This is a genomic window from Bradyrhizobium centrolobii, from assembly GCF_001641635.1.
GTDB lineage: Bacteria > Pseudomonadota > Alphaproteobacteria > Rhizobiales > Xanthobacteraceae > Bradyrhizobium > Bradyrhizobium centrolobii.
The window spans coordinates 1-19,116 of record NZ_LUUB01000129.1 but is presented as its reverse complement, the minus strand read 5'-3'; the positions used below and the strand labels follow the sequence as shown (position 1 = coordinate 19,116).

At 65.2% G+C, this 19,116-nt stretch carries 15 protein-coding genes and 1 riboswitch; of the genes, 11 read left to right on the top strand and 4 right to left on the bottom strand.

Annotated features, from left to right (window positions below; translation table 11 throughout):
* The first annotated feature begins 126 nt into the window (after positions 1–126).
* Entirely contained in the window at positions 127–2,073 is a 1,947-nt protein-coding gene (gene acs / locus AYJ54_RS45560; RefSeq protein ID WP_063709148.1) for an acetate--CoA ligase, read from the top strand.
* A gap of 436 nt (positions 2,074–2,509) precedes the next feature.
* Positions 2,510–3,025 carry a L,D-transpeptidase gene (locus tag AYJ54_RS45555; RefSeq protein WP_063709021.1) on the top strand — a complete coding sequence of 172 codons (516 nt, stop codon included), beginning with the start codon at positions 2,510–2,512 and terminating at the stop codon, positions 3,023–3,025.
* A gap of 52 nt (positions 3,026–3,077) precedes the next feature.
* Here AYJ54_RS45555 and AYJ54_RS45550 read toward each other — a convergent pair whose 3' ends face one another.
* Both AYJ54_RS45550 and AYJ54_RS45545 read right to left on the bottom strand, forming a co-directional pair.
* On the bottom strand, positions 3,078–3,671 hold the full coding sequence (locus tag AYJ54_RS45550; protein WP_063709019.1) for a thermonuclease family protein: 594 nt from the start codon (positions 3,669–3,671) through the stop codon (positions 3,078–3,080).
* 43 nt (positions 3,672–3,714) lie between these two features.
* Positions 3,715–3,912: a DUF1674 domain-containing protein gene (locus tag AYJ54_RS45545; RefSeq protein ID WP_063709017.1), complete on the bottom strand. Its 198-nt coding sequence runs from the start codon at positions 3,910–3,912 to the stop codon at positions 3,715–3,717.
* A gap of 188 nt (positions 3,913–4,100) precedes the next feature.
* Between AYJ54_RS45545 and AYJ54_RS45540 the strand changes: the two genes are divergently transcribed.
* The 3 genes from AYJ54_RS45540 (at position 4,101) to purH (ending at position 9,087) form a co-directional block, all read left to right on the top strand.
* Complete coding sequence (locus AYJ54_RS45540; RefSeq protein ID WP_063709015.1) at positions 4,101–5,447, top strand: RsmB/NOP family class I SAM-dependent RNA methyltransferase; 1,347 nt, start codon at positions 4,101–4,103, stop codon at positions 5,445–5,447.
* A gap of 158 nt (positions 5,448–5,605) precedes the next feature.
* Entirely contained in the window at positions 5,606–7,324 is a 1,719-nt protein-coding gene (locus AYJ54_RS45535; protein ID WP_063709014.1) for a heparinase II/III family protein, read from the top strand.
* A 58-nt stretch (positions 7,325–7,382) separates the two neighbouring features.
* Positions 7,383–7,464, top strand: a riboswitch (ZMP/ZTP riboswitch).
* A gap of 24 nt (positions 7,465–7,488) precedes the next feature.
* Entirely contained in the window at positions 7,489–9,087 is a 1,599-nt protein-coding gene (gene purH / locus AYJ54_RS45530; protein ID WP_063709012.1) for a bifunctional phosphoribosylaminoimidazolecarboxamide formyltransferase/IMP cyclohydrolase, read from the top strand.
* 277 nt (positions 9,088–9,364) lie between these two features.
* On the opposite strand, the gene AYJ54_RS45525 is transcribed toward purH, so the two are convergent.
* The gene (locus AYJ54_RS45525; RefSeq protein ID WP_063709146.1) at positions 9,365–10,750 is read right to left on the bottom strand and encodes an MFS transporter; all 1,386 of its coding nucleotides are present in this window, start codon (positions 10,748–10,750) and stop codon (positions 9,365–9,367) included.
* A gap of 103 nt (positions 10,751–10,853) precedes the next feature.
* Here AYJ54_RS45525 and ggt point away from each other — a divergent pair, with 103 nt between their 5' ends.
* Both ggt and AYJ54_RS45515 read left to right on the top strand, forming a co-directional pair.
* Positions 10,854–12,602 carry a gamma-glutamyltransferase gene (gene ggt / locus AYJ54_RS45520; protein ID WP_063709010.1) on the top strand — a complete coding sequence of 583 codons (1,749 nt, stop codon included), beginning with the start codon at positions 10,854–10,856 and terminating at the stop codon, positions 12,600–12,602.
* A 134-nt stretch (positions 12,603–12,736) separates the two neighbouring features.
* Positions 12,737–14,032 (top strand): MFS transporter, encoded by a 1,296-nt coding sequence (locus AYJ54_RS45515; RefSeq protein WP_063709144.1) that lies wholly within the window; start codon positions 12,737–12,739, stop codon positions 14,030–14,032.
* Between the two features lie 129 nt (positions 14,033–14,161).
* Here AYJ54_RS45515 and AYJ54_RS45510 read toward each other — a convergent pair whose 3' ends face one another.
* On the bottom strand, positions 14,162–14,827 hold the full coding sequence (locus AYJ54_RS45510) for a glutathione S-transferase family protein (protein WP_063709009.1): 666 nt from the start codon (positions 14,825–14,827) through the stop codon (positions 14,162–14,164).
* 160 nt (positions 14,828–14,987) lie between these two features.
* Here AYJ54_RS45510 and AYJ54_RS45505 point away from each other — a divergent pair, with 160 nt between their 5' ends.
* The 4 genes from AYJ54_RS45505 to panE all read left to right on the top strand — a co-directional run bounded on the left by AYJ54_RS45505 (position 14,988) and on the right by panE (position 18,841).
* Positions 14,988–15,569, top strand: a complete 582-nt coding sequence (locus AYJ54_RS45505; protein WP_063709007.1) for a DUF2239 family protein — start codon at positions 14,988–14,990, stop codon at positions 15,567–15,569.
* Between the two features lie 77 nt (positions 15,570–15,646).
* The gene (locus AYJ54_RS45500) at positions 15,647–16,996 is read left to right on the top strand and encodes an MATE family efflux transporter (RefSeq protein ID WP_430641474.1); all 1,350 of its coding nucleotides are present in this window, start codon (positions 15,647–15,649) and stop codon (positions 16,994–16,996) included.
* A 95-nt stretch (positions 16,997–17,091) separates the two neighbouring features.
* Entirely contained in the window at positions 17,092–17,700 is a 609-nt protein-coding gene (locus AYJ54_RS45495) for a 2-hydroxychromene-2-carboxylate isomerase (protein ID WP_063709004.1), read from the top strand.
* A 217-nt stretch (positions 17,701–17,917) separates the two neighbouring features.
* Positions 17,918–18,841, top strand: coding sequence for a 2-dehydropantoate 2-reductase (panE, locus tag AYJ54_RS45490; RefSeq protein WP_063709142.1), 924 nt, complete (start codon positions 17,918–17,920; stop codon positions 18,839–18,841).
* Positions 18,842–19,116: the final 275 nt, after the last annotated feature.

Genomic DNA, 19,116 nt, shown 5'->3' with positions numbered 1-19,116 from the left:
CTCCGCTCGCCGAAGGTCCAGCTTGTGCTCCTTGTCGGGCGCGGTTAGCCCGACGCATAATCGGTGCAACGATCAAGTCGGCTTGCCAGTCGCTTGTGTTCGGCGAGCCGCATGGTGGAGGAAAGCATGTCCGAGAAGATCTACGACGTACCTGCGGAGTGGGCGAAGCGCGCCTGGATCGATCAGGCCAAGTACAAGGAGATGTACGCCCGCTCGATCTCGGACCCGAACGCTTTCTGGGCCGAACAGGCCAAGCGCATCGACTGGATGAAGGCGCCGACCAAAATCGAGAACGTCTCGTTCGAGCCCGGCAACATCTCCATCAAATGGTTCGAGGACGGCGTCCTCAACGTCGCCTGGAACTGCATCGACCGCCATCTCGCCAAGCGCGCGAACCAGACCGCCATCATCTGGGAGGGCGACGATCCCTCGCAATCCCGGCATATCACCTACAAGGAGCTGCACGACGAGGTCTGCCGGATGGCCAACATCCTGCGCACCCGCAATGTCAAGAAGGGTGACCGAGTCACGATCTACCTGCCGATGATTCCGGAAGCGGCCTACGCGATGCTGGCCTGCGCGCGGATCGGCGCCATCCACTCCGTGGTGTTCGCGGGCTTCTCGCCGGATAGCCTCGCCCAGCGCATCAACGACTGCCAATCCAAGGTCATCATCACCGCGGACGAAGGCCTGCGCGGCGGCAAGAAGGTGCCGCTCAAGGCCAATGTCGACGCCGCGCTCGCCAAGGCCGACGGCGTCGACTGGGTCGTTGTCGTCAAGCACACCGGCGGCAAGGTCGACATGAACCCGTCGCGCGATCTCTGGTATCACGACGCCGCCAAGATGGTGACGACGGAGTGCCCGGCCGAGCACATGCACGCCGAGGACCCGCTGTTCATCCTCTATACGTCAGGCTCGACCGGCCAGCCCAAGGGCGTGCTGCACACGAGTGCCGGCTATCTCGTCTACGCCGCTATGACGCATCAATACGTCTTCGACTATCACGATGGCGACGTCTACTGGTGCACCGCCGACGTCGGCTGGGTCACCGGCCACAGCTACATTCTGTACGGGCCGCTGGCGAACGGCGCGACCACGTTGATGTTCGAAGGCGTGCCGAACTATCCAGACAATTCCAGGTTCTGGAACGTCATCGACAAGCACAAGGTCAACACCTTCTACACTGCGCCGACCGCGATCCGCGCCTTGATGCAAGGCGGCGACGAGCCCGTGAAGAAGACCTCGCGCGCCTCGCTTCGCCTGCTCGGCTCGGTCGGCGAACCCATCAATCCGGAAGCCTGGGAGTGGTATCACCGCGTCGTCGGCGACGACCGCTGCCCGATCGTCGACACCTGGTGGCAGACCGAGACCGGCGGCATTTTGATCACGCCGCTGCCGGGCGCGACCAAGCTGAAGCCCGGCTCGGCGACGCTGCCGTTCTTCGGCGTGGTGCCCGAGATCGTCGACGCCGACGGCAAGGTGCTGGAAGGCGAGACCACCGGCAACCTCTGCCTCACCCGTTCATGGCCGGGCATGATGCGCACGGTCTATGGCGATCACGCCCGTTTCGAGCAGACCTATTTCTCGACCTACAAGGGCAAGTATTTTACCGGCGACGGCTGCCGGCGCGATGCCGACGGCTATTACTGGATCACCGGCCGCGTCGACGACGTCATCAACGTCTCCGGCCATCGCATGGGCACCGCCGAGGTCGAGAGCGCGCTGGTGGCGCATGAGAAGGTCTCGGAGGCCGCCGTGGTCGGCTTCCCACACGACATCAAGGGCCAGGGCATCTACGCCTATGTCACCCTGATGGCCGGCGTCGAGCCGACCGAGGATCTGCGGAAAGAACTCGTCACCTGGGTGCGCAGGGAGATCGGGCCGATCGCCTCGCCCGACCAGATCCAGTTCGCCCCTAGCCTGCCAAAAACCCGCTCCGGCAAGATCATGCGCCGCATCCTGCGCAAGATCGCCGAGGACGAGCCGGGCAGCCTGGGGGACACCTCGACCCTGGCCGATCCCGCCGTCGTCGACGACCTCGTCAAGAACCGGCAGAACCGGAAGTCGGCGTAAGACGCGGTCTCGTGCCCCGGACGCAGCGCGGCGCTTCTCTGGCGATGCGAAGCATTGTCCGGTAGCGGTGCGCTGCAGCGCCGGGGCCCATTCCAGCATCATCAACCGTTGCAAGGTGGGTCCCGGCTCTGCGCCGCGTCCGGGACACCAGAGACCAACTGCATTTCGAGCTGCCCCCGAAATGGCAGCGGTCCACATCCCTCACGCACTTGTCAGAGCGCGTAGCGGCACGCCCGCGTCTTTCCCACCAAGTGTTGTTTTCAAGTCATTTACTTTATTTCGAACATTTCCTTTGTTCGCCCCGCTGACTGGCCTTCGGCGGCCGCGCGTGGAAACCATCCGGTTAACAGGCGCAGTTAAGAGTATGCGGGCGAGGCAGCGATTGCCGGTATTGCGTAAATTTTAGACGACCCGCTCGGGCCAAGGGGAAGCATTGATGTCGATGAGGATTGCGGTGGCGCTGGCTGCCACCTTCGGGGCAGGGGTCTTGATGTCGACGGCGGCGCAAGCGCGGCCGGAGGTGGTGGGACTGCATGCGGCCGAATATTCGCCGGGCACCATCGTGGTCCGGACGGGCGAGCGGCGGCTCTATCTCATCCTCGATGACGGTCACGCGATGCGCTACCCCGTGGGCGTGGGCAAATCCGGCAAGCAGTGGGCTGGCACCACGCGCATCGAGGGCAAGTACCGCAATCCGGCCTGGTCGCCGCCCCCCGAGGTGAAGCGCGACAAGCCGCAGCTTCCCGACGTGATTCCAGGCGGCTCGCCGCGCAATCCGATGGGCGTCGCGGCGATGACGCTGTCCGGCGGCGAATATGCGATCCACGGTACCAACGTGCCGGGCTCGGTCGGCGGTTTCGTCTCCTATGGCTGCATCCGCATGCTCAATGACGACATCACTGATCTCTACAGCCGCGTCTCGGTCGGCACGACGGTGGTCGTGACGCGCTGACTGCGGACGCTCGAGAGCAGGACAACAAAAGCCGCGTTCCGACGCGGCTTTTTCATTGCCAGAATCGCCACCCTCGCGCGCACCAGCCGTCGCGATGGCCGCCATTGTAGCTGCGTGCGTAGCCCCCCGTGAGCAGCGCGGCCGAGACGTTGGCGGTGCGTCTCGTCGCAACGTCGGCGAGGATGCGCCCGTATTTGTCGGGGCCGAGATTGTAGATCGTCACGCCGCCCTGGCCGAGCAGATCGCGCAGCGCGTCAGCGGCAGCTTCAGCCTTGTCCAGCTCTTCCTGACAGGATGCTTTCAGTTCAGGCGCATCGATGCCGCGCAGGCGAACCCGCGCGACGAGATTGCGTCCGTCGCGCTGATGCACGCGCGCGATGAAGGTGTCGCCGTCGATGGTGCGGATCACGTCGACCGACTGGCGAATGTCGGGATTGCCCGCCTGTTGCAGGATGATCTCGGCGTCGTGTGCCCGGTCATCGGCTGCATGCGGCACGGGCCACTTTGTCCCGTGCCGAAAGGTGAGCACCACCGCCGTCACGACAGCGACCACGAACAACCACGGCAACAGACCGGCGAACCGACGGCCGAATGGCGAACCGCTGTATGAGGGGCGATATGAGTTGCCTGGGTCGAAGCGTGACATCTGCGCACGCTATGGCTGAGTCGGCTGGCCCTGCAAGAGAGCCTCAAAAATCCGAGGCGATGCCCTTGCGCTCCCAGTCGCCATAGCGCGTGGGCTCGGGTCCCTTTGGTCCCTGCAATTCCTTTGGCGCCGCCTTCGCATGAGCCGCCGCGGCCCGACGGCGCTCTTCTGCCTCGGCGAGTGCGCGCTGGGCGGCCGGCGGCAACGGCTTTTGATCAGAGACGGGCGGCTGGTCACTCATCGTCTGGGTTCCTAGCGCAGGATCGGGACGTGCGCGACGTCCAATTACGCATTGCTGAAATGGTTGTGACGGACTGAAAACACCAGAGTCGATTCTTACATTTGGCATATTCGCGTGCCACAGATACGCCAATCAAGGCATGCGCCCATACCGGCGGAACTGCCGCTCGTTCAGAACCTTACCTCCGCATGCCATCTCAACGTTTCGCTCCTCCGCCCGAAGTGCCTGGTCTTGCGGCACGGCGGATCGCCGCCGACATCGTCGACGGAGTACTGCACAAGCACCGCACGCTCGATGATCAGCTCGACGGCGCCGGCGCCCATCCCGGACTGAAGACGCTCGCCGATCGCGATCGCGCGCTGATGCGGCGCCTGGTCGCGACGATCCTGCGCCGGCTCGGCACGCTCGGCCATGTGCTGTCGCGCCTGCTCGACAAAGGCATTCCGTCCGATGCGCCGCGCGCGCAGAGCGCACTGCTGATCGGCGCCGCTCAAATTCTCTGGATGGATGTGCCCGATCACGCCGCGGTCGATCTCTCGGTGCGGCTGGTCCAATCCGACCGGCGCGCGGCGCGCTATGCCGGCCTCGTCAACGCTGTGCTGCGCCGCTGTGCGCGCGAGGGCAAGGCGCTGGTGGACGAAGTCGCGACGCAATCGCTGGACCTGCCGCCCTGGCTGCTCGCACGCTGGAATGCACACTATGGCGAGGCCACCGCGCGTGACATGGCGCTCGCGCTCGGTCACGAGCCCTCGCTCGATCTCACCGTGAAGTCGGAAGCTGCGCAGTGGGCGAGCCGCCTGCATGGCGAGGTGCTCCCGACCGGAACGGTGCGCACGCTGCTGCATGGTTCGGTGACCATGCTGCCCGGCTTCGCCGAGGGACAATGGTGGGTGCAGGATGCGGCCGCCGCGCTGCCGGCCCGGCTGTTCGGCGATATCGCCGGCAAATCCATCGCCGATCTCTGCGCCGCCCCCGGCGGCAAGACCGCGCAACTGGCACGGGCCGGCGCGCATGTCACGGCGATCGACCGCTCGCCCGCCCGGGTGGCGCGCTTGCGCGAGAATCTGGGACGGCTGTCGCTCCAGGCCGAGACTGTCGTCGCCGACGCCGTGGAATGGGCCGGCCCCGCGGATGGCTTCGACGGCATCTTGATCGATGCGCCCTGCACCTCGACCGGCACGATCCGCCGCCACCCCGATGTGGCGTGGCTGCGGCAGGAGACGGACATCGCGGCGCTGACCGCGCTCCAGCAGCGACTGCTGCGCAAATCCGTCGCGCTGCTGAGGCCGGGCGGAATACTGGTCTACTGCACGTGTTCGCTGGAACCCGAAGAGGGCGAGCAGGCCATCGCGACACTGCTGAGCGCGGAGCCGGCGCTTCGGCGCGTGCCGATCGCAGCAGCGGAGGTCGCCGGCCTCAGCGAGATCATCACGCCCGAGGGTGACCTGCGCACCCTGCCGAGCCACCTGCCGAACCCTGATCCAAGGCTCGGAGGGCTCGACGGTTTCTTCGCAGCCCGGCTCGTTAAATCCTGATTTTGCACCGGATTTTGCTACCGCAACGCTGATTCGTACCCATTCAGGGTGGTGTCAGCCGGGCGATTTTGGGATTAATAAGGATTCGTCGGAATCCCTCTCCCCCTTCAAGGCAAGGCGTGTCGGTCGCTCAACGCAGACGTATCTCGACGCTGGTCATGAACCGCTTTGCGCGGAACATACTCGCGCGCGCGAGCGGCGGCTCCGTGGCCTTGTCGCGAGTCTGGCCGGGCCGCACCGACCGGCTGATCATCGCGCCCCACGATCTGCGCACGGCGGATGCGACCCGCGCTGCCGAGATCTACGCCGGGCGCTTCGTCTTCGCCGGCAAAATCGTCAACTGCCACGGCCGCTCGATCTTCGACCTCGAACCGCCGTCGGAGGACTGGGAGGTTGCGCTGCTGGGCTTCGGCTGGCTGCGGCACCTGCGCGCCGCCGACACCGCGCTGACGCGCGCGAATGCGCGCGCGCTGGTCGAGGACTGGATCTCCAATCCGGCCAACAAGCGCCGCCCCGTCGCCCGCCGCGCCGACGTGCTGGCACGGCGCGTTATCTCGCTCTTGTCGCAGGCGCCGCTGGTGCTCAACGACACCGACAACAAATTCTACCGCCGCTATCTGCGCGGGCTGGCGCGCGAGATCCGCTTTCTCCGCTACACCATGCTCGACATTCCGGACGGAGTGCCGAAGCTCCAGGTCCTGATAGCGCTGTGCTACGCGGCACTCTGTCTCGCCAACCAGGCGCGTCACATCCGCACTGCCTCGCGAAAGCTCTCCGACGAATTGCAACGTCAGATCCTGCCGGATGGCGGACACATCTCCCGCAACCCCGGTGCGTTGATCGAGCTCCTGATCGACCTGTTGCCGCTGCGGCAGACCTTTGCCGCGCGCAACATCGCGCCGCCGCCGGCGCTGCTGAATGCGATCGACCGCATGATGCCGATGCTGCGCTTCTTCCGGCACGGCGACGGCAATTTCGCCCTGTTCAACGGCATGAGCGCGACGCCCTCGGACCAGCTCGCCACGCTGCTCGCCTATGACGACACCCATGGCGCGCCGATGGCGAACATGCCGCATACCGGCTTCCAGCGCTTAGATGCCGGCCAGACCACGCTGATCATCGACACCGGCCCGCCGCCGCCGGCCAATGTCAGCCACGACGCCCATGCCGGCTGTTTGTCGTTCGAACTATCCTCGGGCATCAGCCGCATCGTCACCAATTGCGGGATGCCGACCACCGGCCGCGACAATTGGCGGCCGTTCGCGCGCGGCACCGCCGCACATTCGACGCTGACCTATCACGACACCTCGTCGTGCCATTTCGTCGAGATGGCGGCGATGAAGCGGCTGCTGCACGGCGCGCCCGTCGTGAGCGGCCCCGTCGAGGTCGAAAGCTATCGCGAGATCGTGCAGAACGGCACGCTGCTTACGACCTCCCATGACGGCTATCTCAGAAAGTTCGGCGTGATCCACCGCCGCGTGCTGATGGTCGCCGATGACGGCTCGCGGATCGACGGCGAGGACACACTCTCGCCGCCGCAGGGCGGACGCCTCAAGGGCGGCGACGCCGATTTCGCCTTGCGCTTCCACCTGCATCCCGCGGTGAAAGCGAGCCGGCTGTCGGATGCCCGCGGGGTCATGCTGGTGCTGCCGAACCGCGACGTCTGGACCTTCGAGGCGCTCGACGACAAGGTCGACCTCGAGGACAGCGTGTTCCTGGCCGGCAATGACGGCCCGCGCCGCACCGCGCAGATCGTGATCCGGCAGGATGCCCGCCAGGCGCCCTCGGTCCGCTGGAGCTTCGTCCGCTCCACCGCCTCGCCGGCGGTCACCAATGCCCGCCGCAACGCCCGGCGGGAGCCGGAACTCCCGCTGTAGAGGCGCGCGGGTCAGTCCGATCTGGTCGTTGTGAAGCGCGCCGAAAGCTGCTAACGAGCAGCGCTCGCGCGACTGGCGACCTTGGATGGAGCACCATCGGGAAGCGCGGGACATAGCTGCCGCGCGCCTGGGCATAGGTACTCCCTGAACAGAGGATCTTGCTCATGACTGAGACTGACCATCCCCGCCGTGTCACCCGCGCTCTGCTTTCCGTTTCCGACAAGACTGGCCTGATCGAGTTCGCCCAGGCGCTTGCCGCGCATGGTGTCGAGCTCGTCTCGACCGGCGGCACCGCCAAGGCGATCGCGAGCGCCGGCCTCAAGGTGAAAGACGTCTCCGAGCTGACCGGCTTTCCGGAGATGATGGACGGCCGCGTCAAGACGCTGCATCCGAAGGTGCATGGTGGCCTGCTCGCGATCCGCGACAACAAGGAACATGCAGAGGCGATGAAGGCGCACGGCATCGCGCCGATCGATCTGCTGGTCGTCAACCTCTATCCGTTCGAGGCGACCGTCGACAAAGGCGCCGGCTTCGAGGAGTGCATCGAGAACATCGACATCGGCGGTCCCGCGATGATCCGCGCCGCCGCGAAGAACCATGACGATGTCGCCGTCGTGGTCGAGGCGCAGGACTACAAAGCCGTGCTCGATGAACTCGCCGCCAACAAAGGCGCGACCACGCTGAAGCTGCGCCGGCGACTTGCCGCAAAGGCCTATGCACGCACCGCAGCTTATGATGCTGCGATCTCGAACTGGTTCAACCGGCAGCTCGAGATCGACGCGCCCGACTTCCGCGCCTTCGGCGGCAGGCTAATCCAGTCGCTGCGCTATGGCGAGAACCCACACCAGACCGCGGCGTTCTATGCGACGCCCGACAAGCGGCCGGGCGTGTCGACCGCGCGGCAGTTGCAGGGCAAGGAGCTCTCCTACAACAACATCAACGACACCGATGCGGCCTATGAATGCATCGGCGAGTTCGACGCCAAGCGCACCGCGGCCTGCGTCATCGTCAAGCATGCCAACCCCTGCGGCGTCGCAGAAGGCTCTGACCTCGTCAGCGCCTATCGCAAGGCGCTCGCCTGCGACTCCACCTCCGCCTTTGGCGGCATCATCGCGATGAACCGCGCTCTCGATGCCGATACCGCGCGCGAGATCACGAAGATCTTCACCGAGGTGATCATCGCGCCCGGTGCGAGCGAGGAAGCGATCGCGATCATCGGTGCACGCAAGAACCTGCGCCTGCTGCTGGCAGGCAGCCTGCCCGATCCGCGCGCGCCGGGCCTCACCGCCAAGACGGTCGCAGGCGGTCTTCTGGTGCAGAGCCGCGACAATGCAGTGGTCGACGACATGACATTCAAGGTCGTGACCAAGCGCGCGCCGACGGATGCGGAGATGCGCGACCTGAAATTCGCGTTCCGGGTGGCCAAGCACGTCAAGTCCAACACCATCATCTACGCCAAGGATCTCGCCACCGTCGGCATCGGCGCCGGCCAGATGAGCCGCGTGGATTCAGCGCGGATCGCGGCGCGCAAGGCGCAGGATGCGGCAAGCGAGCTGAAGCTCGCCGAGCCGCTTACCAAGGGCTCTGTCGTCGCCTCGGACGCGTTCTTCCCCTTCGCCGACGGCATGCTCGCCTGCATCGAAGCCGGCGCCACCGCCGTGGTGCAGCCCGGCGGCTCCATGCGCGACGACGAGGTGATCAAGGCCGCGGACGAGCACGGCATTGCGATGGTGTTCACGGGGACGCGGCACTTTAGGCACTAACTTTCCACGAGTGAGCGTAGCCCGGATGGAGCGTAGCGAAATCCGGGACCTTTCTCGCCAAGCACACCGTCGTCGTCCCGGCCTAGGGGCCGGCACCCATAACCCCAAGGGCGTAGTTTTGGCGAAGACTGGCGGTTTAAGTGGTCGTTCTGCGGTACCAAGACCGCCTACCACCGATAGATCACGCGGTATGGGTCCCGGCCTTCGCCGGGACGACGCGTGGAGTGCGCGCTGCAACCCGGATTGCGCTTCGCTCCATCCGGGCTACGAGCTGCGGCTAATCCCGTACCCGCATCAACAACCCCAATCCCGCAACAAAAAACGCCACCAGCACTGCCATGCCGGCCTTCTGGCTCGCGGTCGTAGCGGTCAGCACGCCGATCAGGAGCGGGCCGATGAAGGACGTCACCTTCCCGGTCAGCGCGAACAGTCCGAAATACTGCGCGATGCGATCCTTCGGCGCGAGATGGATGAGCAGCGTACGTGAAGCGGCCTGCAATGGCCCGCCCGCAGCGCCGATCAGGCAGCCCAGCACGAGATAGGCGCGCTCGGCCGCGCTTGAGAACAGGGCCGCGCCCGGCTCCGGCGGCGCGACCTTGACGAACAGGACACTGTCCTTGTCGACCAGAAGGATCGCCGCCACCGACAGCAACAGGATCAGCAGGCTGCCGGCGATCACACGCTTCGGTCCGAGGAAATCGTCGAGCTTGCCGCCGAGCCAGGCGCCGAACGTGCCGGCGATCGCCAGGATGATGCCGAAAGTGCCGATCTGGATCGTGTGCCAGCCGAACGTGCCGGCCGCATAGATGCCGCCGAAGGCGAACAGCGACACCAGCCCGTCGGTATAGATCATATTGGCAAGGAGAAACGCCGCGAGCGATTTCTGCTTCGGCAGTTCGCCGAGCGACCGCTTCAGCTCGGACAGGCCCTCGCGCAGCGCCTTGCGCACCGGGCGCTTGGCCGGATAATCCGGCGTGAACAGGAACATCGGCGTCACGAAGACGATGAACCACAACCCGGTCAGCGGTCCGGTGATGCGGTCGCCCTGATGCGAGGCAGGATCGAGCCCGAAAAGCGGCTGGAATCCGAGCAGCGTGCGTCCGGTCTCGGGATTGGCCGCGAGGAAGCCGAGCACGATGATCAGACTGACGATGCCGCCGACATAGCCGGTGGCCCAGCCGGTGCCGGAGAGCCGGCCGATCCGCTCGGGTGGCACCAGGGTGGGCATCATCGCATTGTTGAAGACGGTGGCGAACTCCGCGCCGACGCTGGCGAGCGCGACCGCGGTGAGCAGCGGCGAAATGATGGCGTGATCGCCGGGCTTGCCGATCCACAGCGCGCAGGATGCGACCACCAGGAGCGCGCCGAATCCGGCGATCCAGGGCTTTCTGCGGCCCGAGGCGTCCGCGATGGCACCGAGCACCGGCGACAGCAGCGCGATCGCCATGCCAGCTGCCGCCATCGCAAAGCCCCACAGCGATTGGCCCGTGGCGGGATCTGGCGCAACGTTGGTGGCGAAATAGGGCGCGAACACGAAGGTCGTGATCAGCGTGAAATAGGGCTGCGCGGCCCAATCGAAGAAGATCCAGCTGACGACGGCGGCGCGCGGCGGATAGGTCCGCTGCACGCCGGCCATGCGCGCATCCGAGGCGATCGTCGTCATCATCCAGTCCCCATCACGAACAGTTTTGCCTCTCTTAGCGCAATCCGTATAGCATTGCAGTGACCCGTTTGGATTGGCCCGAAGGCACGGCGGAAGTTTGATAATGTCGCTATTTTCGACGCGGCGGACATTCCTTGCATTCATCGCCGTTCTGGCGGTTGGTCTCGCATCGGCGGCGGCGCAGGACGCGCGGCGCGCCTACACGCCGCCTGCGCTCGATACGGTACACGCCGTCGCCGCCGAACACGGCATGGTGGTGGCGCAGGAGAAACTCTCCGCACAGGTCGGCGCGGAGGTCCTGCGGCGCGGCGGCAATGCCGTTGATGCCGCTGTCGCGACCAGCTTTGCCATGGCCGTGACCTACCCGCGCGCCGGCAATATCGGCGGCGGCGGCTTCATGCTGATCCATTCGGCCGAGCGCAACGAGGATATCGCGATCGATTATCGCGAGACCGCGCCGGCAGCGACTACGCCGCAAATCTTTCTCGGTCCCGACGGCAAGCCCGATGCCGCGAAGTCGCGCGATTCCGCTCTCGGCATCGGCGTTCCCGGCACCGTCGCAGGACTCGCGCTGGCGCTGGAGAAATATGGCTCCGGCCAGTTCACGCTGTCGCAGCTGCTCGAGCCCGCCATCGCGCTCGCACGCGACGGATTCGTCGTCGACGACGATATCGCCGACACGCTGCCGGCCTGGCACCGTCGGCTTGCCCGCTGGCCGTCCTCGGCCAGGATCTTTTCAAGGCCCGATGGCGCGCCGCTGCGCGGGGGCGATCGCCTCGTCCAGAGCGATCTTGCCGACACGCTGAAGATCGTCGCGGCGCAAGGCCCGCGCGGCTTCTATGAAGGTCCGGTCGCGGACAAGCTGGCCAAAGCTGTATCCGACGCCGGCGGCATCATGACATCAGCCGATCTCAAATCCTATCAAGCGATCATCCGCCAGCCGTTGCGCGGCACCTATCGCGGCTACGACATCGTCTCGATGCCGCTGCCGTCATCCGGCGGCGTTGTGCTGATCGAGACACTCAACATGCTCGAAGGCTTTCAGCTCGCAGAGCTGAAGCAAGGCTCGCCACAATCGCTGCATCTCCTAATCGAAGCCATGAAGCGCGCCTATGCCGACCGCGCCCGCTATCTCGGCGATCCCGCCTTCGTCAAGGCACCGATCGAGACGCTCATGGCAAAGGACTACGCCGCCAAGCTACGCGCCGGCATCTCGACCGATGAGGCCACGCCGTCGAGCAAACTCGTTTCGGCTGCCACCTCGCCGCGCGAAGGCAGCAACACCACGCATTTCTCCGTCGTCGACGGCCGCGGCAACGCCGTCAGCAACACCTATACGCTGAACTTCAGCTACGGCGTCGGCCTCGTCGCCGACGGCACCGGCGTTCTCCTCAACAACGAACTCGACGACTTCACCGCTGCGCCTGGCGCCTCGAACGCCTATGGCCTCGTCGGCTTTGAGCCCAATTTGCCCGAACCGGGCAAGCGGTCGCTGTCCTCGATGTCGCCGACCATCGTGCTCAAAGACGGCAAGCCGGTGCTGGTGACGGGTTCGCCCGGCGGCAGCCGCATCATCTCGACGGTGCTCCAGGTGATCGTGAACGTCCTCGACTACAAGATGGATGTGTCTGCTGCCGTTGCAGCACCGCGACTGCATCATCAATGGTTGCCGGACGAGGTGCGCGTCGAGCGCGGCTTTTCCGACGACGTGCTGTTCGAGCTGAAGGCGATGGGACACCTTGTTGTCGAACCGATGGGACAGACGTCGGCCAACTCGATCGCGGTGACGCCGAACGGGCCGCTCGGCGCTCCTGATCCGCGCACCCGCGGCGCGGAGGCAGCGGGACAATAATCCCGACGCTTTGTGCAGCGCAGACTAGACCTATTTGGCGGATGACATCGGCGTCCCCGCGCGGCAGTTTGCGGGTGCTGGCGCGCGTGCTACGCACGCGGCCAGCCAACGAACTGGCCTATCAGGAAACGCACATGACCACAGCCGATCCGACCGAGCGCATCGAACGCGCCGAGATCGAGGACACCAGCCTTCTCGCCTTCTACCGCGACATGAATCCGCCGGAGCGCCGGACGTTCTGGGCCTGCGCCGCGGGCTGGGCGCTCGACGGCATGGACTTCATGATCTATCCGCTGGTGATCGGTACCATCATCACACTGTGGAAGGTCGACCCCGGCTCGGCCGGCCTAGCCGGCACGGTGACGCTGCTGGCATCCGCCATCGGCGGCTGGCTCGGTGGTTATGTGTCCGACCATATCGGCCGGGTCAGGACGCTGCAGATCACCATCATCTGGTTCTCGTTCTTCTCGCTGGTGTGCGCCGTCGTGCAGAATTTCGACCAGCTCCTGATCGCGCGCGCCGTGCTGGGCCTCGGTTTCGGCGGCGAGTGGGCGGCAGGCGCGGTGCTGATGGGCGAAGCGATCCGGCCGCAATATCGCGGACGCGCAGTCGGCTCGGTGCAGTCGGGCTGGGCGGTCGGCTGGGGTCTGGCGGTGCTGTCGCAGGCGGTGTTGTTCTCGCTGATGCCGGCAGAGACGGCGTGGCGCTGGATGTTCGTGATCGGCGCGCTGCCGGCGCTCTTGGTGTTCTACATCCGCCGCTCCGTCACCGAGCCGGAGATCGCAGCCGCAGCGCGCGCCAAACAGGCCGCAAGCGGCGATCGCCCTGCGCTGTGGGAGATCTTTTCCGGCCGGATCCTCAAGACCACGATCCTGGCCTCGCTCATGGTGACGGGCTGCCAGGGCGGCTATTACGCCATCACCTTCTGGGTGCCGCAGTTCCTGACCAAGGAGCGGCATCTGTCGATCGTCGGCTCGACCGGCTACCTTTCGGCATTGATCATCGGATCCTTCATCGGCTATCTCGTCGGTGCCTGGCTCGCCGACCGGATCGGACGGCGCAACCTGTTCCTGATCTTTTCGCTCGGCGCCATCGCGGTGGTGCTGCTCTACACGCAGCTGCCGCTCACCAACGAGATCCTGTGGGTGCTCGGCTTCCCGCTCGGCTTCTTCGCCTCGGGCTATTTTTCAGGGATCGGCGCGTTCCTGACCGAACTCTATCCAACGCGGCTGCGCGGCTCGGGCCAGGGCTTTTGCTACAATTTCGGCCGCGGCATCGGCGCGCTGTTCCCATTCCTGGTCGGCGCGCTGTCGGCAACGACGTCGCTTGCCAATGCGATCGCGATCTTCGCAGTCGTGGCCTATGCGGTGTTCTTCATCGCGGCGTTCGCGCTGCCGGAAACGCGCGGGCGCGTGTTGCACGCCGATTAGTAACAGCCGTCATTGCGGGGCACGCGCAGCGTGAACCCGGAATCTCGCGCCACAATCTCGGGATTCTCTGGTGCGCAATTGCGCACCAGAGCTCGCCCTTCGGGCGCCCCGGAATGACAATATGGGGCCTTACCGTCCCACCTGGTACGGCCCGCCCTTTTCCAAAGCGCGCTGATACGCAGGACGCGCGTGGATGCGTTCGAGGAACGCCATCGCCTTGGGATGCCCCGTCTCCAGCCCACCGCGCGCTTGCGCAGCTTCCAGCGGAAAGCTCATCTGGATGTCGGCTGCGGTGAACTCGTTGCCGGCGAACCACTCGCTTTTTCCGAGCTCGCCTTCCCAATAGTCCATGTGCTGCTTGAGCTGCGGATTGACCAGCACGGTCAGCGCTTGATTCGAGACCTTGCGCACCAAGGGGCGCAGCAAGGCGGGCGCGCGCTTCGGCATCAGCGTGAACAAGAGCTTCAGCAGCAGCGGCTGCATCGCGGATCCCTCCGCATAGTGCAGCCAATAGGTATAGCGCAGCCGCTCCGGCGTGTTCGGCGGCGGGATCAGCCGGCCGTTGCCGTAGGTCCCGGTGAGATAGTCGATGATCGCGCCGGACTCGGCGATGGTGTTGCCGTTGTCGGTGATAACGGGCGACTTGCCGAGCGGATGGATGGCGCGGAGCTCCTTCGGCGCGCGCATGTCGGGCTGGCGCTGATAGCGCACGATCTCATACGGCACGCCCAACTCTTCGAGCAGCCACAGCACGCGCTGCGAACGTGAATTGTTGAGGTGATGAACGGTCAGCATCGCATGGTCCCCGGCTTGGCGTGATCCCTTGGCCGCGTTCGTGCCAGCCCGGGAACACAATGTCGAGCGATCGCGGCAGAATTTTTTACCCGGGTATATTGACGCAAGCAATTTACCCGGGTATTAAAAGCTAGAATCGAACAATTTGGCAATGATTCCAATGCAAGGGACCTTCACAGCTTTCATGGGCCAGCGCCGGCTGGCCTCAGGCCCGGCCGGAGACGTCGCGCTCGCCGTCAAGCGTGCGGTGCCAGGGCCGGACGAGCCGATCGTCATTTTCGATGACGGCACCGGGCGCACCATCGATTTCGACCTGCGCGGCGAGGATCGCGAGGTGCTGGCGCGGCTGGAGAAGCTCTTGCCGCCTGTCCCGGCCGAGGAGACGCCGCCGAGCGAGCCGCGCGGCCGCGGCCGGCCGAAGCTCGGCGTGGTCGCGCGCGAGGTCACGCTACTGCCGCGGCATTGGGAATGGCTCAACGCGCAACCGGGCGGCGCCTCGGTCGCGCTCCGAAAACTCGTCGACGAGACGCGGCGGGCGAGCGGTGACAAGGACCGCGAGCGGCAGGCGCGCGATGCGGCCTACCACTTCATGTCGACGATGGCGGGCAACTTCGCGCGTTTCGAGGAGGCCTCGCGGGCGCTGTTCGCGGATGACCGGCGACGCTTCACCGGACTGATCGCGGACTGGCCTGCCGACATCCGCGACCACATCGTCAAGCTCGCCTACCGCGACCGCGCCTGAGCGATCAACAAACGACCTTCCATCGCCGCCACGAATCGTGGCGGCGATCGTGTCACGTCATGCATAAGAGGCCATCCGTGTCGGCTGCTCCTGGCTTGCGCAAAACATTTGTCACCTTCCTCGCACCGATGATGCTGAGCAACATCCTGCAATCGATGTTCGGCACCATCAACAGCGCCTATCTCGGCCAGATGATCGGGGTCGACGCGCTCGCTGCGGCGTCCGTGTTCTTTCCGGTCATGTTCTTCTTCATCTCCTTCGTGATGGGCCTCAGCTCCGGCGCAACCGTGCTGATCGGGCAGGCCTGGGGCGGCGGCAAGCCGGACAAGGTGCGGGCCGTGGCGGGAACCACCTTCACGGTTGCGATGCTTCTTGCGCTTGTGATCGCGATTGCCGGCGCGCTCTTCAGCCGTCCGCTCGTGATCATGCTCGCGACGCCCGCCGGCATCGTCGAGGAGGCCGCGTCCTATGCGCGGGTCATGATGGTGGCGATGCCTCTGACTTTCGCCTTCGTTCTCGTCACGTCGATGCTGCGCGGCGTCGGCGATACGGTGACGCCGCTGGTTGCGCTCGCGATCTCGACCGCAATCGGTCTCGTGGTCACGCCGACGCTGATCCACGGCTGGTTCGGGCTGCCGCAACTCGGTGTCGCCAGCGCGGCCTGGGCTTCCGTGGTTTCCAGCGCCCTGACGCTGACATGGCTGCACATCCATCTTGCCCGCCGCAAGCACCCGCTCGCGATCGACGCCGCGGCCCTGCGCGCGATGCGCCCTGATGCCGCGCTTCTCGGCACGATCTTGCGATTGGGCATCCCGGCCGCACTCGGAATGGTCGTGATGTCGATCGCCGAACTCGTCCTGCTCGGCCTGGTCAATGGTTTTGGCGCGGATGCCACGGCGGCGTATGGCGCCGTCAACCAGGTGTTCAGCTACACCCAGTTTCCGGCGCTTTCGATCGCGATCTCGGTCTCAATCCTGAGTGCGCAGGCGATCGGCCGCGGCCAGGCGGCTCAGATCGGCCGCATCGTCCGGACCGGGCTGGAGATGAACGTGCTGCTGACGGGCGGGCTGGTCGCGCTCGGCTATTTGTTCTCGCGCGCGCTGATGAGCTTCTTCATCGCCGATGCCGACGTGCTTGAGCTTTCGCAGCGCCTGCTGCACATCGTGTTGTGGAGTTCGATTCTGTTCGGCATGTCGACCGTGTTTTCCGGCGCGATGCGTGCCAGCGGCACCGTCTGGCTTCCGCTCCTGATCTCCAGCTTCGCGATCGCCGCGATCGAGGTTCCCAGCGCGTTCATCCTGAGCCGGCACATTGGCCTCGACGGCGTATGGGTCGCCTATCCGATCACGTTCGGCGCCATGCTTATATTGCAGATGAGCTACTACACGCTGGTGTGGCGGAAGCGCCGGATCGAGCGTCTGATCTGACGCGGATCGCTACAATATTATGACCATCATTAAATGGTGGACCTGTGGCGCGGCCTGCGCCACAATGCCGAAAAGACCCGTCAGGGAGGACGATTTTGACCCGCACAGCCCCGCAATTCCTGTTCGATTTCGGCAGCCCGAACGCCTATCTCAGCCATGAGGCGATTCCGGCGATCGAGCAGCGGATCAGCGTGAAATTCGAGTATGTGCCGATCCTGCTCGGCGGCATCTTCAAGGCGACCAACAACAAATCGCCGGCCGAGACGCTCGCAGGCGTCAAGAACAAGCGCGAATTCCAGGCCGTCGAGACCGAGCGCTTCATCAAGCGCTTCCAGGTCCAGCCCTACGTCATGAACCCCTTCTTCCCCGTCAACACGCTGAACCTGATGCGCGCGGCGATCGCGGCCCAGCTCGAGGGCGTGTTCGAAACATATGTCGAGGCCGCCTTCCACCACATGTGGCGCGAGCCGAAGAAGATGGACGATCCCGAGGTCGCCATGAAGGCCCTCGCATCCTCCGGCCTCGATGCGCAAAAGCTGCTCGCCCGCGCGCAGGAGCCCGAGGTCAAGGCCAAGCTGATCAAGAACACCGAGCAGGCCGTGGCGCGCGGCGCGTTCGGCTCGCCCACTTTCTTCGTCGGCAACGAGATGTTCTTCGGCAAGGAGCAGCTGCGCGAGGTCGAGGAAATGGTGTCGGGAAAGTGACCCCGGCATCGCCGATAAACCTCGCAATCTCCTCAACGTCATCCTGGCCTAGTGCGCATTGCGCAACGAGCCAGAACCCATAACCACAAAACGTCGTTGCTGCGGTAGACTAGGGCCTTAACCTGTTCGACAATAGGCAGTCGGGGTAATGGGTCCCGGCTTTTCGCCAGGACGACGCCGAACAAGCAGCAACAAGAGCAACAACAAGGAAGATCCCATGCGTATCCTCGTGGTAGGCGCCGGCGCCATCGGCGGCTATTTTGGTGGCAGGCTGTTGCAAGCCGGCCGCGACGTCACCTTCCTGGTCCGGCCACGGCGCGCCAGCGAGCTTGCCAGCGCCGGCCTCGTCATCAAGAGCCCGAATGGCGACGTGACGCTGAAGGACCCGCCGCGGGTCGAGGCGGACAAGCTCAAGGACAAGTTCGACGTGGTGCTCTTGAGCTGCAAGGCGTTCGACCTCGACGACGCCATCAAATCGTTTGCGGCGGCGGTCGGCCCGAATACTGCGATCATCCCGATGCTCAACGGCATGAAGCATCTCGACATCCTTGACCAGAAGTTCGGCGCCGAGCGCGTGCTCGGCGGGCTCTGCGCCATCGCCGCAACGCTGAACGAGAAGCGCGAGGTGGTGCAGCTCCAGCCGATGCAGTCGATCAATTACGGCGAGCGCGACGGCAAGCTGTCGGATCGCGTCAAGGCGATCGACGAGGCCTTCAAGAGCGGCATCAGTGGTGCCACCGCCAGCCAGAACATCATGCAGGACATGTGGGAGAAGTGGGTATTCCTCTCTTCGCTCGCCGCTTCCACCAGCCTGATGCGCACCTCCGTCGGCAATATCCTCGCCGCTCCCGGCGGCAAGGATTTTCTGCTCGGCATGCTGGATGAGACCAGCGCGATTGCCACGGCCTCAGGCTACGCCCCGGGCGGCCCGTTCTTCGAGCGCGTGAAGGGCAACCTGACGACCGAAGGCTCGCCGATGACGGCCTCGATGTTCCGCGACATCAAGGCAGGCCTGCCCGTCGAGGCAGATCACGTGATCGGCGACCTCATCGCGCGCGGCGATGCGGCGAAAGTGCCGGTGCCGAAGCTACGCATCGCCTACACGCATCTGAAGGCGTATGAGAAGCAGCGGGTGGGGTAGCTAGCAGTAACCCCACGCACCGCCGTCGTCCCGGCGAAAGCCGGGACCCATATGTGGACGGCCCCCGTGGCACAAGAGCTTTGTGAGGTTTGGTCGGATCGCTTGCGTCCATATGTCCGGCCTGTTGGTGCGGCGTGTTGGGCCGCTGGCCAAGATGGTTTCCGCGACGCGAGTTCCAATCAACCCTGCGACCTCGTTCGGCCAATGGGTCCCACGGATTTGCTCGCATCTCGGGTCGATCGATCGCACCATCTCCTCTGCTCTTGCAGCTCCGG

What these genes read in the sequence shown, in the direction of transcription:
- AYJ54_RS45505 (WP_063709007.1), top strand. Translation starts at nt 14,988, where the DNA reads ATGCAAGGGACCTTCACAGCTTTCATGGGCCAGCGCCGGCTGGCCTCA.
- AYJ54_RS45555 (WP_063709021.1), top strand. Translation starts at nt 2,510, where the DNA reads ATGTCGATGAGGATTGCGGTGGCGCTGGCTGCCACCTTCGGGGCAGGG.
- AYJ54_RS45535 (WP_063709014.1), top strand. Translation starts at nt 5,606, where the DNA reads ATGAACCGCTTTGCGCGGAACATACTCGCGCGCGCGAGCGGCGGCTCC.
- AYJ54_RS45550 (WP_063709019.1), bottom strand. Translation starts at nt 3,671, where the DNA reads ATGTCACGCTTCGACCCAGGCAACTCATATCGCCCCTCATACAGCGGT.
- AYJ54_RS45545 (WP_063709017.1), bottom strand. Translation starts at nt 3,912, where the DNA reads ATGAGTGACCAGCCGCCCGTCTCTGATCAAAAGCCGTTGCCGCCGGCC.
- panE (WP_063709142.1), top strand. Translation starts at nt 17,918, where the DNA reads ATGCGTATCCTCGTGGTAGGCGCCGGCGCCATCGGCGGCTATTTTGGT.
- AYJ54_RS45510 (WP_063709009.1), bottom strand. Translation starts at nt 14,827, where the DNA reads ATGCTGACCGTTCATCACCTCAACAATTCACGTTCGCAGCGCGTGCTG.
- purH (WP_063709012.1), top strand. Translation starts at nt 7,489, where the DNA reads ATGACTGAGACTGACCATCCCCGCCGTGTCACCCGCGCTCTGCTTTCC.
- AYJ54_RS45540 (WP_063709015.1), top strand. Translation starts at nt 4,101, where the DNA reads ATGCCATCTCAACGTTTCGCTCCTCCGCCCGAAGTGCCTGGTCTTGCG.
- AYJ54_RS45515 (WP_063709144.1), top strand. Translation starts at nt 12,737, where the DNA reads ATGACCACAGCCGATCCGACCGAGCGCATCGAACGCGCCGAGATCGAG.
- AYJ54_RS45525 (WP_063709146.1), bottom strand. Translation starts at nt 10,750, where the DNA reads ATGACGACGATCGCCTCGGATGCGCGCATGGCCGGCGTGCAGCGGACC.
- acs (WP_063709148.1), top strand. Translation starts at nt 127, where the DNA reads ATGTCCGAGAAGATCTACGACGTACCTGCGGAGTGGGCGAAGCGCGCC.
- ggt (WP_063709010.1), top strand. Translation starts at nt 10,854, where the DNA reads ATGTCGCTATTTTCGACGCGGCGGACATTCCTTGCATTCATCGCCGTT.